Raw genomic sequence first — 15,641 nt, 5'->3', positions numbered from 1 at the left:
TGAGCCGGTTTCGGTTCTGAAGCGCGTAGAGGCCGGGCGTGACAGCGTCGTGAATCAGCGATGACAGCTCGATGAAAACTTGCTCCTGGTCATGGGTGACGGAGAAGGGCCGAGAAGGACGGCACCGGCGCGCGCCTGAAGCGCCCCGCTCCAGGAACAATTATCACAACCCGCCATTTCCCTTACGACCCGCGGTCGACAGCGATGGAGAGAGAGATGGACGAGGCACAAGCGATTTCCCAGCCCCGAGGGGCCTCCGATTATCCCGGGCGCGAGGCGGACTGCATTGCGGCTCTGAGACCGGCCGTCTCGGAGCTCGCGGCAACGTCCCAGGAGAGCATCGTCGCGGCCATGGGCGGAGAATTGACGGGTGAATTGCTGGAGCTTGCCCACCGGGCGGAGGAGGCCGGCTGGACCGCCGACGAAGCATCGGCCGCCATCGAGGTGCTGGCGCGGGAATACGAGGGCGCCAAGGGAACCATTTTCGATTGAACAGATTGGTGGCCAAAGGCCGGGTGGCAGCATTCCGTTCGCAATCTGCTGTTTCAGACGCACCGGTTCGTTCAGCCAGGAGGTACCGGCCGTTGGCAAGACTGGGCGTGTTGACCTTCCATCGGTGCATCAACTACGGATCATTCTGGCAGGCGCGCTGCCTGGTGCATGGTCTGCGTTCGCTCGGCGCGGACCCGGTCATTCTCGATCATCGTTCCGCGCGCGTCAGCCGTGCCGAGTTGCGCTGCGCGTTGCGGCCGCTTTTGCCGGCCAGGACTGCGCCGGCGGACATTCCCCTCTATGCTTCCAAGGCGAGAAAATTCCTGAGCGCTCTTGCCTCGTTGCCGCTCAGCGCTCCGTTCGCCCTCGACGACCCGGCCGGTCTCGAGGATTGCGACATCGTCGTCATCGGCAGCGACGAGGTCTGGAACCTGCGCCATCCCTGGTACGGCGGCTATCCGCTGTTCTATGGCGAGGGCCTCCGGGCAAGAAGCCTCGTCTCCTACGCCGCAACCTTCGGAAACCACTCCGCCGCCAGCGGGCTCGACCATTTCTGGGCGGAGAGGCTCAGCAAGTTCGATGAGATCTCCGTCCGGGACGAGAACTCCCGGCGGATCGTCGAGAAAGCCGTCAGACGGGAAGCCGCACTCGTCCTCGATCCCTGCCTGCAGTTTCCCGAGACGATCGTGTCTTGCCGGCACACCGCCTCACGCCCCTATGTCGCCGTCTACGGGCACTCGTTTCCGGCCTGGTTCCAGAAGGCGATATGCCGCTGGGCGGCGGCGCGCTCCCTCCCCCTCGTCAGCATAGGCTATCGCAACGAGTGGGCGGACGAGCAATGGCTCGATGCGGGACCTTACGAGTTTGCCGGCTGCATTGCCGGCGCCGAGGCGGTCGTCACCAATTTCTTCCACGGCTGTGTCTTCGCGCTGCTCAACACCAAGCCCTTTGCCTGCGTCCTCTCCGACTACCGCTCAAACAAGATCGTCGACCTGACGCAACTGGTCGGCGCTGAGCCGCACGTGATGGCGCCCGGCACGTCCCAAGCGGAATACGAGGCCATCCTCGACGAGGCGCCCGGCCGCGCCATTGCAGAGCGGCTCGCGCAACTGCGAGCACAATCGCGGACCTATCTGATCAATGTCCTCAACTGAACGCCCAGGAGCCCGGACGACCAGCGCTACGCTCACGCCGAGGCAGATGGCGAGAGCGGGGCTTTGCATCGGCTGCGGGGCGTGCGTGGCGCAGTCGTGCGGGGGGTCCGCCGCAATGCGGCTCGATCGCTATGGCCAGCTGAAGCCGGTCGTATCGGAGGCGCGCGGGTTCTCGGAACTCTGCCCCTTCTCGCCTGATGCAAGCGATGAAGACGCCATCGCCCGCGAGCGCTTCGGTTCGGCGCGCCATTACGATCCCCTGATCGGGCGCTTCGAGGCGGCCTATGTCGGCTATGTCCGCGAGGGCCGCTATCGCGCGGAGGGGAGCTCCGGCGGCATGGCCAGCTGGACCGCCGTGGAGCTTCTGGACCGGAAACTGGTCGATGCCGTTGCCCACGTGGTTCCGGGATCCGGGGATGGCACAGCGCTGTTCCGCTACCAGGTATCGCGGACCGTCGAGGGCGTGCGCAACGGCGCCAAATCGCGTTATTACCCGGTGGAATTGTCAGGCGTCGTCGAGGAGATGAGGCGACGTCCCGGCCGCTACGCGGTCGTCGGCATTCCTTGCTTCATCAAGGCCTTGCACCTCCTCTGCGCGCAGGACCCGGTGCTGCGCGACCGCCTTGCTTTCACGCTCGGTCTCTTCTGCGGCCATATGAAGAGCGCGCGCTTCGTCGAGAGTTTCGCCTGGCAGATGGATACGCCGATGGATGCGGTGACGGGCGTCGACTTCCGGCTGAAGAATGCGAGCAGGCCGGCGAACTGGTACACCGCCGAGCTGCGGCTCAAGGACGGGAACACGAGAGCCAAGGATTGGTGGCATCTGGTCGACGGCGACTGGGGGGCGGGGTTCTTCCAGAATTCGGCCTGCAATTTCTGCGACGACGTGGTTGCCGAAACCGCCGATATCTCGTTTGGCGACGCCTGGGTCGAGCCCTACGCCAGCGACGGCCGCGGCACCAATGTCGTCGTCGTTCGATCGCTTGTCCTGCAAGAGCTCATCGCCCGTGCCGTCGGCGAAGGGCGGCTCGATCTCAAGGAGGTCGACAGCGCCTTCGTGGTCGAAACGCAGGCGGCGGGCTTCCGGCAGCGACGTGAAGGCCTCGCCTTTCGCCTTGGCTGGCCGCGCGTTTCAATAAGGCTGAACAAGCGTGTTGCGCCGAGGTGGCGCGGTCTGTCCGTGCGCCGCATGCTCGTCTATTGGCTGCGCAGCATGATAAGCGCCGGGAGCCATCGCGTCTTCTGGCTTGCGAGAAGGCTTCGTCTGCCGGCCGTTTATATCCGCTGGGCGTCGGCGATGCTCTCCCTTTACCAGGGCGTCACCTATTCGCGCGGCTGGATCGGCAGGTTCATCGACCGCATCTGCCGCTGAGGGTCCACGAGGTCGAGTGACGCAGGCGCGGGCGCATAGCGCGCGATCATCTCGGCACAGAACGCGGCAAATTCCTCCGGTACGATCGGCGCGCTGGTGTGGTGCGGCGCCAGTCCCCTGTGCTCGGGCGTGAAGCAGAAGGTGACGGTGACGTCGAAATCTTCAAGCGCCTCCATCTGCCGGTCGAACCAGGCCAGCGCGTCGGGCCGGAAGCGGTCGGCCCAGGAAAGGCCGGTCCTGAGGTGCGTGACGCCGAGCCGCTTCATCCATGCGACGGCGTCGTCAAGCCGCGGGTCCTGGAAATGGAACCATTGCACGAGGCCGATATCCGGCGTGTGTCGGGCAAACTCCTCGAGCGCCAGCTTGGGCGAGCCGTCCTCGCGCAGGAGGCCCATGTAGAAATGTCGGTAATAGGAGGAGCCCTCCGCCTCCTTGTGCCGGGTGGTTGCCTGCCAGGAACGCGGCAGGTCGTAAAGACTGTACCATTGCACCCGATCGGCCCGGCCCTCGAGCAGTTCGGCCGTCCGCTTCAGCCCCCAAAGCTGCACGTCCTCGGCACCGAAACTCGACACGCCGACCTCGCTGATCCAGATCGGCAGATCCGTCACGGCGCGCAGTTCGTCCAGCTTCCGCGGCCATTCGTCGATCTGCCAGAGGTTCCAGTCGAGCGGGAAACCGTGTGCGGCGATGGCATTGACCTCTTCGAGGACGCCATAGGATTTCATCAGGCCGATGAAGTCCGGATCGATCGGCGAAATGCCGCCAAGCAGCCGCGTCAGGACGGGATTGACGCTCCGTACCGCATCGGCAGCGAGCTTCGCCATATGTGCGAAGCGACTCCAGTCCGGGTCGATCTCCGGATCCCAATGCGACTTGTTGTTCGGCTCGTTCCAGATCATGACGGCTTCGATCATCTGTGCCTCCGCATGGGGTATCTGCAGTGTCGGCGCAGCGCCTCGGCCGCGCTCACGCGATCTCTTCGTTCAGGGCCAGCACCTTCGCTCCCCAGTCGCCCATCGCCACGGCGGAGATGGAGGCGGGTGCAATATCGAAACGGGGCCAGGCGTCCGCCGAAAGCCCGAGAACGTGACTGACCATCGCCTTGATAACGTCGGCGTGGCTGACCAGAACGATCTTCTTCCGGCTTTCTCGCCGCGCCAGCGTTTCCATCAGCGCCAGTGCCCGGTGCTGCACCTCGAGCATGGTTTCGCCGCCAGGGGCGCGCACGAGGCTACGCATGGCGTTCCATTGCTGCCACAGCGGATCCGCATCGAGGACGTCGAAGGTCTTGCCAGACCAGGTGCCGAAGTCCACCTCGTCGAGCGCAGCCGTCGTCTCCACCTCGACCCCGGATGCGGCGGCAATCGCCGCCGCCGTTTCCTGCGTGCGCCGGCGCGGGCTGGCATAGATCGAGGTGAACTCCTCGCCTGCGAGGCGCGAGGCGAGCCGCCGCGCCTGTTCGCGCCCAGGCCGACCGAGCGGAACATCGGCCGTCCGCCCGGCCAGAAAATTGCCGACCCTGTCGTGAGCGGCGTGCCGCACCAGGAGAAACGTTGCCGTCACTCTGCGGCCCCCAGCAGACCACACGCGTCGCCGGCGATGAATTCCTCCAGGCGCCTGCGGGCCTCGGCGTCGGTGAATTGCCTTGGCGGCGATTTCATGAAGTAGCTCGCCGGGGCAATCAGCGGCCCGCCGATCTTGCGGTCGAGCGCGAGTTTCGCGCAGCGGATGGCGTCGATGACCACGCCCGCCGAATTGGGTGAATCCCAGACTTCAAGCTTCAGTTCGACGTTGAGCGGAACGTTGCCGAAGGTGGTTCCCTCGACGCGGATGTAGGCGAATTTCCGGTCCGCGAGCCAGGGCACGTGATCGCTGGGCCCGACGTGAATGTCGCCGGCGGCGAGCGGAATGTCCATCTGGCTCACGACTGACTGGGTCTTCGAGATCTTCTTCGATTCCAGCCGTTCTCGCTCCAGCATATTGAGGAAGTCGGTATTGCCCCCGAAATTGAGCTGGTAGGTCCGGTCGATCCTGACCCCTCGCTCGCGAAAGAGGTTGGCGAGCAGCCGGTGGACGATGGTCGCCCCGACCTGGCTCTTGATGTCATCGCCGATCAGCGGCAGGCCGCGTTCGGCGAATTTCCGCTGCCATGACATGTCGGAGGCGATGAAGACGGGAATGCAATTGACGAAGCCGCAGCCGGCGGCGAGCGCCTGCTCCGCGTACCAGCGCGTCGCGACCTCCGAGCCGACGGGGAGATAGGAGACCAGCACCTCTGTTTCGGTCTCGCGCAGAACCTCGGCGACGTCCGCCTCGGGCGCGCCGGACTCTTCGATTTCCTCGCGCAGATACCGCCCGATGCCATCGAGCGTTCTGCCGCGCTGGACGGGAACGCCGCTGGCGGCGACGTCGGCGAAGCGGAAGGTATTGTTGGGTGGGGCGTAGATGGCTTCGGCCACGTCGCGTCCGACCTTCGCGGCGGCGACGTCGAAAGCCGCGGTGATTTCGATATCGCGAACGTGGTAGCCGCCGAGATTGACATGCATCAGTCCCGGCACCGGCTCGTCTTCGGTCGCGTCGCGATAGAACGTCAGCCCCTGGACGAGGGAAGACGCGCAGTTTCCGATCCCGACCAGTCCGACCCGAATGGATTTCGATCGCATCTCTCCGCCACTCCCGCAGTATCTACAATGCTGCCCAAACCCGCGCCCGGCGGAATGGTTCCTCGCGCTTTTCGGGTATCGCCGGATCGAATTGAGCCGCAGCGCGTTGAAACCGGACGTGGATTGATGGGCGAAACCATGCTCGTTTACGGTGACGTCAAGCGATCGGAGCGCGCCGACGCCCTGTGCGCGGCGATTGCGGCCGAGCTCGGGACGCTCGAGCGCCGGCCGCCCGGTCTCGAGCGGCACGCTGCCCTCGTCGGCGTCCTGCTCAAGGCCGGCGAACTCGTGCAGGGGTTGTCGGATGCCGAGTTCGGGAGCGCCATGAGCGACGAGCTGTCGGCACCGCGCGAGATCGGCGGGACTCTCCTCCTCGACCTGGCGCAACTCGTCGTCCGCTCCTGGCGACAGGGCTTCGCCGGCCGGCTGGCCGTGCCGTCGCGCACCACGGCGCTGCTTGCGAAGTTGCGCACACCGCTGTCGCTCGACGTCAAACAGCCCGAGGGCTATGCGTTCTACGGCCTCTATCCGGAAAGCTACGCGGAGGCTGCAATGCGCTCGGGACTTCGGTCGGACACCATCGTAATCGGCATCCGGACCATCGGGACCAGCCTCGCGGCAGTCGTCGCCGCCGCACTCGGCGCCGCAGCACCGGTCACGCTGCGGCCGACCGGCCATCCTTTCCGCAGGCGAATTGCCGTTGGCCCGCGGCTTTCGCGACACCTCCTCGGTGATCGGACAGCCGATTTTGCGATCGTCGACGAGGGGCCCGGTCTTTCCGGCAGTTCCTTCGGCTGCGTCGCCGACTGGCTCGAGGAACATGGCGTCAGCCGCAAGCGCATTCATTTCTTTCCGGGCCATCGGGGCGGGCTCGGGCCGGAATCCAGCCATTGCCATCGACAGCGCTGGGCGAACGGCAACCGCCACGTCGTCGACTTCGATGAGCTCCTGCTTGGGGCGGAATGTCCCCTTGCCTCCTGGGTGAGCGAGCTCGTCGGCGCGCTGGAGCGGCCGCTCGAAGACGTTTCCGCCGGCGCCTGGCGCAGCGTGGTCTGCGGCGACCGCGATCCCTGGCCGCCCGCCGACCGGCGGTTCGAGCGGAGAAAATTCCTCGCACATACGCGCGACGGTCAATGGCTCGTCAAATTCGCCGGCCTCGGCGACATCGGCGAGCGGAAGCTCGACAAAGCCCGTCTGCTCGCCGAGGCCGGCTTCACGCCGCCCGTCGCCGGGCTTTGCCACGGCTTCCTCGTTCAGAAATGGGTGCCGGCGAGACCGCTCACGGCAGCGGAGTTCCGTCGCGCGGGCCTTATCAGGCATCTCGGTCACTACCTCGCCTTTCGCGCCCGTCACCTGCCGGCGCCGGTGACGCGAGGGGCATCCGTTTCCGAATTATGCGCAATGGCAGTCATGAACACCGAGGAGGCACTCGGTGCCTCGGCGGCAGCAAGGCTGAAGCCACGGCTCCGCGACGCGGGACGATACGACGCCTCCGTGCTGCCGGTCGATTCGGACAACCGTCTCCACCGCTGGGAATGGCTCGTTGCGGGGGAACAGCGCCTCCTCAAGGCCGATGCGCTCGACCACAGCGGCGGCCACGATCTCGTCGGATGCCAGGGCATCGCCTGGGACGTTGCGGGAGCGAGCGTGGAACTCGACCTTTCCGGGGACGAGACCGCCGAGTTGCGCTCAATCGTATCGGACGGATGCGCCCGGGCCGTCGACGCGGAGCTGCAGGCGATCCTCGAGATCTGCTATCTGACCTTCCAGCTCGGGCTGTGGATCTCGGCAAGGTCCATGGCAACGGATGAGGAAAGCCGTCGTCTGGACGCCATGGCCGCCCGCTACGCGACGCTCCTCCGCGGCCATATCGCGGGGGTCGGAAGCATCTAAAGCGCGTCCCACCCAAACGAATTCACGCGACGCGCCTTAGGAAAGTGTTCACATTTCGCGCGACATCAACGCCCGTAGATCCTGTCAAGGACATCCGCCACCGTCACCAGCCGCTCGCTTTCCGGATCGAAACGCTCCCCCGCAGCGAGGCGCTCCGCCCATGCGGCCGCCGCCCGTCCGCCCCAGGCGTCCGGAGGAAGCGACAGGACCTCCCGTTGCGTGCCGCGATACTGCTCGGCCGCAAAGTCCAGATACGAGCCGTCCACGTTCTTAAGGCTGGCGCCGCCTTTCGTGCCGTAGAAATCCGCGGCGATCACCGCATCCCATCCCGCCTGCAAATGCCATGAGCATGCGATCCGGGCGACGACACCGTTTGCCAGTTCGAGCGTCGCGACCGCATAGTCCTCGACCTCGTCGCCATCGCGCAGGATCGGCAGGCCCTTGGCGAACAACTTGCTCCTGACCTGCACCACCTCCGGGAAGTCGAGCGCCCAAAGCAGGAGATCGACGAGATGGACGCCGAGGTCGATGACACAGCCGCCGCCCGAGAGCGCCTTGTCGTAGAACCAGGGCTTGCTCGGCCCATAGGCGTTATGGAACGTGAGGTCCACCGCGAAGACCGTGCCAAGTTCGCCCGACGTGATCAGGTCGCGGATCCGCCGCATCCCGTCCGTGTAACGATAGGAGAGATCGACGCTCAGCAGCCGGTTCATGCGCCGGGCGGTCTCGACGACGGCGGCGGTCTCGTCGCGCGTGCGGCCGAGCGGCTTCTGGCAGAAAACCGCGATACCCTTCTCCAGCGCCACGATCGACTGCGCGGCATGGAGCGCGCTTGGCGAGGCGATCACGATGCCGTCGAGTCGCTGGTCCAGCAGGGCCTCGGGGGAACCGACCAACAGGGCCTCGGGCGTCAGTTCGCGCGCGGCCGCAGCCATTTCCGGCGACGGGTCGAAGATCGCGGCGGTTTCGACCGCCCCGGTTTCGACGATCGCCCCCATGCGATGAAGGCCTATTCTTCCCACTCCGAGAAAGCCGACGCGCGGCCGGCGAAGAGCGGTGCGGGGTGTCGCAAGCGGCATGACGTCACTCATCATAGATCACCAGCGCCTTGATGAAGCCTTCGGGCCGGTCGCGGGTCATGTCGAGCGCCGCGCCGAGCTCTTCGAGCGGGAACCTGTGCGTATAAAGGCGCGAAGGAGCGATCCGCCCCGCGGCCGCGGCCTCGATGGCCTCCCGGATGCCGCGCATGTAGATGGCCGGGTCGCGCTCGTGCGCATTGATCACATCGAGCCCGCGCCAGTTCCAGAGCTGCATGTTGACCTGCCGCGGACCGTCCTGGTGGTAGCCCGCGATGACAAGCCGGCCACGCTCCCTGACGAGTTCGGCGGCAAGATCGAGGGGCCATTGCTTGCCGACCGCCTCGATGACGCAGTCGCAAAGCCCTCCCGACGTCAGCCGCTTCACCTCCTCGATGATGCGCCAGTAGTCGTCCATCGCGACGACATGGCTCGCGCCGACGCCTTTGGCGGAAGTGAGCGAAGACGGCCGGCGCGATATGGCGATGACCCGCGCGCCGGCGGCGCTCACGAGCTCCGTCAGAAGCATTCCGAGAAAGCCGATGCCGACGATCGCGACGGTCTCCCCCGGCCGGATGCTGCTTCGCCGGAAGATGTTGAAGGCGCAGCCGAGCGGTTCGCCGGGAAAGGGTTCTCCGGCAAGCGCGGCCGGCAAAGCGGCGATCGCGGTTTGGTCCGCGATGTCATGCGTCGCATAGGCGTGATAGGAGAGAGCCGCCACGCGGTCACCCGGCTTGAAATCCTGCACCTCGTCACCGACGGCATCGACGACACCCCAGCCCTCGTGGCCGAGCCCGCCCGGTTCCGTCGGGAACTGCATCCAGTCCGGTCCCGACCAGGGAACGAGATTGGAGGCGCAGACACCGCAGCCTTCGAGCCGGATCCGCACCTCACCGGGCCCCGGTTCCGGCAAAGGGAGCGTCTCGATACGCACCTGACCGGGGCCGGTGATAATCGCCGCGGACATCGTGTCGGTCCGGGCGCTTGCCGATATGTTCATGCCTCTTCCTCCCGCCATGAAGACTTTTTGGCCGGGCCAAACGCTGCGCCGCGACGCGCAAGCGACGCTGACCAGAACTTGCGAAATAGGCGGGAAACGGCACTCGTCCACCTCGCGCCGTTAACTTGATCCCGCCGCTTTTGTTCCTGGGCGGAGAAATCGCATGGAACACTCCCGCAGGTGCGAGGTTTGTAGCTTGCGGTGGTGTTTGTAGCTTCGAGTGCCAGCGCCCGCTGCAAAGAGCAAAGTAGAAGAAGAAGTCATAGAAGAAGGAACCTTTGCTGGGAACGTTTGTTGGACAGCTTTGTCTCTACCTTGGATGGATCAACGTCAGGTGCGTTTATGACGAAGGTACTTGTTACCGGTGGCTGCGGATTCATTGGCCGGCACGTGATCGAGGAACTTCTCGCCAAGAACTATGACTTGCGCGTTCTCGACGTGCTTAACGAGCAGGTCCATGCGGATGCGGAAGTCATGCTGCCGCCGGAGGTTGATTTCAGACGCGGCGATGTTCTTGACGCAGCTTTGGTGAGAGACACGCTGAAGGACATCGACTGCGTCGTCCACCTGGCGGCCGAGGTCGGCGTCGGCCAGTCGATGTACGAGATCTCCCGTTATGTCGGCGTCAACGATCTCGGCACGGCGGTGCTGCTGGAGGCGATGATCGGCACGGCCGTTCGTCGCATCGTCGTCGCCTCGTCGATGAGCGTTTACGGCGAAGGCCTCTATGAGACGGCATCGGGCGAGCGCGTGTCGGACGCGCGGCGCTCCCCCGCCGATGTGAAGGCGGGCGCCTGGGACCCGATCGGCGCCGATGGTGAACCGCTGAGGCCGGTCGCCACGGACGAGCACAAGCCGGTCGATCTCGCCTCCATCTACGCGCTGACGAAATACGCGCAGGAACGTCAGGTCCTGATTTTCGGCGAAGCCTATGGCGTCGACGCGGTGGCGCTTCGCCTTTTCAACGTCTACGGCGCAGGCCAGGCGCTTTCCAATCCCTATACCGGTGTCCTCGCCAATTTTGCCTCGCGCCTTGCCAATGGGCAGCCGCCGATGGTGTTCGAGGACGGCAGGCAACGTCGGGACTTCGTTCATGTGCGCGACGTGGCACGCGCCTTCCGACTGGCGCTAGAACGCCCGCAGGCCGCCGGCCAGGTCATCAATGTCGGCAGCGGCCAGGCCTATGCGATCGCCGATATCGCTTCGTTCCTCGCAGACGCGATGGGCGTAGCGGAGCTCGAACCCGAGATCATGGGCAAGGCCCGCTCCGGCGATATCCGCAATTGCTTTGCGGACATAGCCAAGGCGCGTGGCCTGCTCGGCTTCGAGCCCCGCCACAGGCTCGAGGACTCGTTGGCGGATTTCGCGCAGTGGGTCCGCAGCGTCGGCGCGATCGACCGCGGCGCCGAGATGAAGCGCCACCTGGAAGCCCGGGGACTGGTCCTGTGACGGGCGGCACCGCCAGTCTGACGACCCCCGCCCTCTCCCGGAAGGCGGCTGCGATCGTGGTTGTCGGCGGGAGCGGTTTCCTCGGCTGCAATCTCGCCGACAGCTTTCTGCGGGACGGCGACGACGTGATCGTTCTCGACAATCTTAGCCGCGCCGGCGTCGAGCGGAACCTTGAATGGCTGGTGGACAATCACGGCGGCTCCGTCCACCCGGTGGTCGCCGATATCCGCGACCTCGACGTGATCGAGCCGGTTTTCAAGGACGCCAGGGCCGTGTTCCATTTTGCGGCACAGACGGCCGTCACGACCAGCCTCAGACAACCGATCGACGATTTCGAGACGAATGCGCGCGGCACCCTCAACGTGCTCGAAGCCGTCCGCCGGGCCGGGCGCCGCGCGCCGGTCATTTTCGCCAGCACCAACAAGGTCTATGGCGCACTGACGCACATGCCGATGAGGGATGTCGACGGCCGCCACATGCCGGCCGACGAGACGATCCGCAGTCATGGCGTCGGCGAAGCCCAGGCGCTCGATTTCTGCACCCCCTACGGCTGCTCGAAGGGCGTCGCCGATCAGTATGTCCTCGACTATGCGCGGTCGTTCGACATTCCGACCGCCGTGCTGAGGATGAGCTGCGTCTACGGTCCGCGGCAGTTCGGCACCGAAGACCAGGGATGGGTCGCGCATTTCCTCATTCGCGCGCTCGCCGGAGAGCCGATATCGATCTACGGCGACGGCAAGCAGGTTCGCGATATTCTCCACGTCGGCGATGCGGTCGCCGCCTACAGGACCCTGCAGCAGTCGATCGACCGCTTCAAGGGGCGTGCCTTCAATCTGGGAGGTGGTCCGGAGAATGCGGTCAGCATCGTCGACGTGGTCAGGGAAATCGAAGGGTTGATCGGCCGCCGGCTCCAGACCGTAAAACGCGACTGGCGTGCCGGCGACCAGCTGTTCTTCGTTGCCGATACGCGTGCCCTCACAGAGGCCGTCGGCTGGCGCGCCCGCACCAATTGGCGCGCCGGCCTGCGCGACCTCCACGCTTGGCTGGTTGACGACTGGGCGAAGGTCAGCAAGGTCCACCATCAACCGGGAGTGATCACCGCATGATCGATCGCGCCCCTTCCGCAGCCTTGCCTGCCGAGGCCGGCACGGGAAACCGGCTGCCTCGACGGATCATCATGACCGTCGACGCGGTCGGCGGCGTGTGGCGTTACGCGCTGGATCTCGCCGAAGCGCTGCGCGATGCCGGCGTGGAGACGGTGTTCGCCGGCCTCGGTCCCGGGCCTTCGGCCGAGCAGCGGCGCGAGGCGGCTCGTATCGGCACGCTCGAATGGCTGGCGGCACCGCTCGACTGGATGGTGGATGACGAAAGCGGGCTCGACGCGGTTCCAGCCCTTCTGGCCGAGCTGGCGCTCAAGCGTTCCGTCGACCTTCTGCATCTCAACCTGCCTTCGCAGGCGGCCGGCCTTGCGGTCGAGATGCCTGTCGTCGCGGTCTCCCATTCCTGCGTCGCCACCTGGTTCGACGCGGTGCGCGGCTCCGGCTTGCCCCGCGACTGGCTCTGGCAGAAGCGCCGTAACCGGCAGGGCTTCGTCCGTGCCGATGTGGTTCTCGCCCCGAGCCGCAGCCATGCGGCGGCGCTCACCCGCTGCTATGACCGGATCGACAATCTCGCGGTCGTTTATAATTCCAGCCGCCGCCCCCGCTCGACGACCATAAAGGAGAATTTCGTCTTTGCCGCTGCGCGCTGGTGGGACGAGGGCAAGAACGGCGCCGTGCTGGACCAGGCTGCAGCCCATAGCCGCTGGCCGGTCGTCATGGCCGGAGCATGCGAAGGCCGGAACGGCCAGCATCTGCGGATCGAGCACGCGGACTGCCCGGGCGAACTCGGCCACGGCCGAACGATGGCGCTGATGGCGAGGGCGGCGACCGTCGTTTCGCCTTCGATCTACGAGCCGTTCGGCCTGGTTCCGCTCGAGGCGGCACGCACAGGTGCCGCACTCGTGCTCGCCGACATCGCCACCTATCGCGAGCTTTGGGAGGGCGCTGCCCTGTTCACCGACCCCCGTGATCCCGCAGCACTTGCGGATATTCTCAACCGATTGGCGCGAGACGCGGCGCTCAGGGCCGAACTCGGCCGGCGGGCGCGCTTGCGCTCCGGCGATTTCACCGTGGAAGCGCAGCGTGATGGGGTGCTCGAGGCCTACCGGCGGGCAATGCGCAAGTCTCCTTTATTGACGGCTGCGGAGTGACCGATGCGATTTCTCTTCTACACCCATTCGCTCGTCTCCGACTGGAACCATGGCAACGCCCATTTCCTGCGCGGCGTGATGCGCGAACTCGTTCGGCTCGGCCACCAGGCGATGGCGCTCGAGCCGAGCGATTCCTGGAGCCGCCTCAACCTCATCGCCGACCAGGGCGTCGGGCCGATCGCAGCCTTCCGCAGGCATTTTCCCGACCTGCGCGTCGGGGTCTATGGCGCCGATTTCGACCATGAGGCGGCGGTGAGCGACGCCGATCTGGTCGTGGTGCATGAATGGACCGATCCGGCTTTGGTCGCCCGCATCGGCCGCATTCGCCGCAAGGGCGGCCGCTTCACCCTCGCCTTCCATGATACGCATCATCGCGCCGTCACCGCCAGCAACGACATCGCGCGGCTCGACCTCTCCGGCTACGACTTCGTGCTGGCCTTTTGCGAGGCGCTGCGCGAGCGCTACCTGAAGGCGGGCTGGGGGCGCAACGTCGTCACCTGGCACGAGGCCGCCGACACCTCGCTGTTCCGCCCCATGCCCGAAGTCGCAAAGACGGGTGACCTCGTCTGGATCGGCAATTGGGGTGATGACGAGCGCAGCGCCGAGATCATGTCGTTCCTCGTCGAACCGGCACGAAGGCTGAAGCTCAGGACCACTGTTCGCGGCGTTCGGTATCCCGGCCCTGCCCTCGAGGCCTTGCATGCGGCCGGCATCCTCTATGGCGGCTGGCTCGCGAATGCCGCCGTCCCGACGGCCTTCGCCGAGCACCGCGCGACCGTGCACATCCCCCGGCGGCCCTATGTCGAAGCCCTGCCCGGGACACCGACGATCCGGGTTTTCGAGGCCCTTGCCTGCGGCATTCCGCTGCTCTCGGCACCGTGGGCCGACGTCGAGGGTCTCTTCCGGCCGGGGACGGATTTCCTCCTTGCGCGAAACGGCAAGGAGATGGCTCGCCTGCTGCGCCAGGTGCTGTCGGAACCGGACTTCGCCGGTGAGCTGGTCGCCGCCGGACTGGAGACGATCCGCAGGCGCCATACCTGCGCGCACCGCGTCGACGAGCTTCTCAACATCCTCGCCTCCCATCGGCCGGAATTGGGCGCGGGGCGCGGCCTTTCAGAGGAGGTGGCGGTATGAGGATCGCGTTTTACGGATCGAGCCTCGTCTCGGCCTACTGGAACGGCGCGGCAACCTATTATCGCGGATTGCTTCGGGCGCTCGCCGATCGCGGCTACGCGATAACCTTCTATGAGCCGGATGTCTATGACCGGCAGAAGCACCGCGATATCGATCCGCCGGACTGGTGCAAGGTCGTGGTTTATGAAGGGACGGTCGAGGCGCTGAAGCGCGTTGCGGCGGAAGCCGCCAAAGCCGACATCGTGGTCAAGGCGAGCGGCGTCGGCTTCGCGGACGATCTGCTGCTCCAGGAAACCATGGCTTCAGCAGGCCCGTCGACCATGAAAATCTTCTGGGACGTCGACGCGCCGGCAACGCTCGCCGAACTGAAGGCCGCCCCCGAGCATCCGCTGCGTCGGATGCTGCCCTCGCTCGACCTCGTATTGACCTATGGCGGCGGCGATCCCGTGGTCGAGGACTATCGCGCGATCGGCGCACGGCAATGCGTTCCGGTCTATAACGCCGTCGACCCTCAGACACACCATCCGGTGCCGGCTGATCCGCGCTTTGCCGCCGATCTTGCCTTCCTCGGCAATCGCCTGCCGGATCGGGAGGCCCGGGTCGAGGCGTTCTTCGTCGAACCGGCGCGCCGGCTCTGGCGGCGACGGTTCCTGCTCGGCGGGGCCGGCTGGCACGACAAGCCGCTGCCCCCGAACGTCGGCTATATCGGCCACGTTCCGACCGCCGATCACAACGCCTTCAACACGACGCCGAGCGCCGTGCTCAACATCTCCCGCGACAGCATGGCTGAGAACGGTTTCTCCCCCGCGACCCGCGTCTTCGAGGCGGCCGGCGCCGGCGCCTGCCTGATCACCGACGCCTGGGAAGGGATCGAGCTTTTCCTGACGCCGGGAGAGGAGGTGCTGCTCGCCAGGGACGGACAGGACGTGGTCGATCTCCTCGCCGGACTTACGCCCGAAAATGCGAGCGTGATCGGCGAGCGAGCGCTCCGTCGCGTCCTTGCGGAGCACACCTATGCACATCGCGCCTCGGAAGTGGACCGCCTCTTCCGCAACCATGCACGACGCGTGGAGGCTGCTGAGTAATGCGCAAGTCAAGCAGCTTTTTGAGTTGGATCGAAGGTTTGCCTGGTTCGGAGCATTGTCCACAGGACGGTG

The 15,641-nt window shown here is 65.8% G+C and carries 14 protein-coding genes; 9 read left to right on the top strand and 5 right to left on the bottom strand.

Annotation, left to right across the window (positions count from 1 at the left end):
• Window positions 1–216: 216 nt before the first annotated feature.
• From ATB98_RS00730 to ATB98_RS00720, 3 genes are all read left to right on the top strand, one after another.
• Entirely contained in the window at window positions 217–492 is a 276-nt protein-coding gene (locus ATB98_RS00730) for a hypothetical protein (protein ID WP_066867818.1), read from the top strand.
• 92 nt (window positions 493–584) lie between these two features.
• Window positions 585–1,646, top strand: a complete 1,062-nt coding sequence (locus ATB98_RS00725) for a polysaccharide pyruvyl transferase family protein (RefSeq protein ID WP_066867815.1) — start codon at window positions 585–587, stop codon at window positions 1,644–1,646.
• On the top strand, window positions 1,633–3,018 hold the full coding sequence (locus tag ATB98_RS00720; protein ID WP_084435165.1) for a Coenzyme F420 hydrogenase/dehydrogenase, beta subunit C-terminal domain: 1,386 nt from the start codon (window positions 1,633–1,635) through the stop codon (window positions 3,016–3,018). The genes ATB98_RS00725 and ATB98_RS00720 overlap by 14 nt, the downstream gene beginning before the upstream one ends.
• On the opposite strand, the gene ATB98_RS00715 is transcribed toward ATB98_RS00720, so the two are convergent.
• From ATB98_RS00715 to ATB98_RS00705, 3 genes are read right to left on the bottom strand one after another with little or no spacing between them, the layout of a single operon-like run.
• Window positions 2,970–3,932: a glycoside hydrolase 5 family protein gene (locus ATB98_RS00715; RefSeq protein ID WP_066867810.1), complete on the bottom strand. Its 963-nt coding sequence runs from the start codon at window positions 3,930–3,932 to the stop codon at window positions 2,970–2,972. The genes ATB98_RS00720 and ATB98_RS00715 overlap by 49 nt on opposite strands.
• Window positions 3,933–3,984: 52 nt before the next feature.
• Window positions 3,985–4,581 (bottom strand): histidine phosphatase family protein, encoded by a 597-nt coding sequence (locus ATB98_RS00710; protein ID WP_066867807.1) that lies wholly within the window; start codon window positions 4,579–4,581, stop codon window positions 3,985–3,987.
• Window positions 4,578–5,681: an inositol-3-phosphate synthase gene (locus tag ATB98_RS00705; RefSeq protein ID WP_066867804.1), complete on the bottom strand. Its 1,104-nt coding sequence runs from the start codon at window positions 5,679–5,681 to the stop codon at window positions 4,578–4,580. Before ATB98_RS00705 ends, ATB98_RS00710 begins: the two co-directional genes overlap by 4 nt.
• A gap of 138 nt (window positions 5,682–5,819) precedes the next feature.
• On the opposite strand from ATB98_RS00705, the gene ATB98_RS00700 reads away from it, so the two are divergent.
• Window positions 5,820–7,574 carry a hypothetical protein gene (locus ATB98_RS00700; RefSeq protein WP_066867828.1) on the top strand — a complete coding sequence of 585 codons (1,755 nt, stop codon included), beginning with the start codon at window positions 5,820–5,822 and terminating at the stop codon, window positions 7,572–7,574.
• A gap of 65 nt (window positions 7,575–7,639) precedes the next feature.
• On the opposite strand, the gene ATB98_RS00695 is transcribed toward ATB98_RS00700, so the two are convergent.
• Window positions 7,640–8,665, bottom strand: a complete 1,026-nt coding sequence (locus ATB98_RS00695) for a Gfo/Idh/MocA family protein (RefSeq protein ID WP_066867825.1) — start codon at window positions 8,663–8,665, stop codon at window positions 7,640–7,642.
• A complete protein-coding gene (locus tag ATB98_RS00690; protein ID WP_066867801.1) occupies window positions 8,658–9,650 on the bottom strand; it encodes an MDR/zinc-dependent alcohol dehydrogenase-like family protein in 993 nt (330 codons plus the stop codon). Before ATB98_RS00690 ends, ATB98_RS00695 begins: the two co-directional genes overlap by 8 nt.
• A 342-nt stretch (window positions 9,651–9,992) precedes the next feature.
• Here ATB98_RS00690 and ATB98_RS00685 point away from each other — a divergent pair, with 342 nt between their 5' ends.
• The 5 genes from ATB98_RS00685 to ATB98_RS00665 are packed head-to-tail and all read left to right on the top strand — an operon-like array spanning window position 9,993 to window position 15,569.
• Entirely contained in the window at window positions 9,993–11,099 is a 1,107-nt protein-coding gene (locus ATB98_RS00685) for an NAD-dependent epimerase/dehydratase family protein (RefSeq protein WP_066867798.1), read from the top strand.
• Entirely contained in the window at window positions 11,096–12,205 is a 1,110-nt protein-coding gene (locus tag ATB98_RS00680) for an NAD-dependent epimerase/dehydratase family protein (protein WP_066867795.1), read from the top strand. Before ATB98_RS00685 ends, ATB98_RS00680 begins: the two co-directional genes overlap by 4 nt.
• Complete coding sequence (locus ATB98_RS00675; protein ID WP_066867792.1) at window positions 12,202–13,350, top strand: glycosyltransferase family 4 protein; 1,149 nt, start codon at window positions 12,202–12,204, stop codon at window positions 13,348–13,350. The genes ATB98_RS00680 and ATB98_RS00675 overlap by 4 nt, the downstream gene beginning before the upstream one ends.
• Before the next feature lie 3 nt (window positions 13,351–13,353).
• The gene (locus ATB98_RS00670) at window positions 13,354–14,484 is read left to right on the top strand and encodes a CgeB family protein (protein WP_066867789.1); all 1,131 of its coding nucleotides are present in this window, start codon (window positions 13,354–13,356) and stop codon (window positions 14,482–14,484) included.
• A complete protein-coding gene (locus ATB98_RS00665) occupies window positions 14,481–15,569 on the top strand; it encodes a CgeB family protein (RefSeq protein ID WP_066867786.1) in 1,089 nt (362 codons plus the stop codon). The genes ATB98_RS00670 and ATB98_RS00665 overlap by 4 nt, the downstream gene beginning before the upstream one ends.
• Window positions 15,570–15,641 lie beyond the last annotated feature (72 nt).

The sequence above is a fragment of the Sinorhizobium saheli genome (genome assembly GCF_001651875.1).
Lineage (GTDB): Bacteria > Pseudomonadota > Alphaproteobacteria > Rhizobiales > Rhizobiaceae > Sinorhizobium > Sinorhizobium saheli.
Note: the sequence above shows the minus strand (reverse complement) of the source record. Positions and strands in the feature narration are given on the sequence as shown.

Excerpts from the sequence above, each read along its gene's own strand:
- ATB98_RS00730 (WP_066867818.1), top strand. The coding sequence starts at position 217 with ATGGACGAGGCACAAGCGATTTCCCAGCCCCGAGGGGCCTCCGATTAT.
- ATB98_RS00720 (WP_084435165.1), top strand. The coding sequence starts at position 1,633 with ATGTCCTCAACTGAACGCCCAGGAGCCCGGACGACCAGCGCTACGCTC.
- ATB98_RS00715 (WP_066867810.1), bottom strand. The coding sequence starts at position 3,932 with ATGATCGAAGCCGTCATGATCTGGAACGAGCCGAACAACAAGTCGCAT.
- ATB98_RS00705 (WP_066867804.1), bottom strand. The coding sequence starts at position 5,681 with ATGCGATCGAAATCCATTCGGGTCGGACTGGTCGGGATCGGAAACTGC.
- ATB98_RS00700 (WP_066867828.1), top strand. The coding sequence starts at position 5,820 with ATGCTCGTTTACGGTGACGTCAAGCGATCGGAGCGCGCCGACGCCCTG.
- ATB98_RS00695 (WP_066867825.1), bottom strand. The coding sequence starts at position 8,665 with ATGAGTGACGTCATGCCGCTTGCGACACCCCGCACCGCTCTTCGCCGG.
- ATB98_RS00690 (WP_066867801.1), bottom strand. The coding sequence starts at position 9,650 with ATGAACATATCGGCAAGCGCCCGGACCGACACGATGTCCGCGGCGATT.
- ATB98_RS00685 (WP_066867798.1), top strand. The coding sequence starts at position 9,993 with ATGACGAAGGTACTTGTTACCGGTGGCTGCGGATTCATTGGCCGGCAC.
- ATB98_RS00675 (WP_066867792.1), top strand. The coding sequence starts at position 12,202 with ATGATCGATCGCGCCCCTTCCGCAGCCTTGCCTGCCGAGGCCGGCACG.
- ATB98_RS00670 (WP_066867789.1), top strand. The coding sequence starts at position 13,354 with ATGCGATTTCTCTTCTACACCCATTCGCTCGTCTCCGACTGGAACCAT.
- ATB98_RS00665 (WP_066867786.1), top strand. The coding sequence starts at position 14,481 with ATGAGGATCGCGTTTTACGGATCGAGCCTCGTCTCGGCCTACTGGAAC.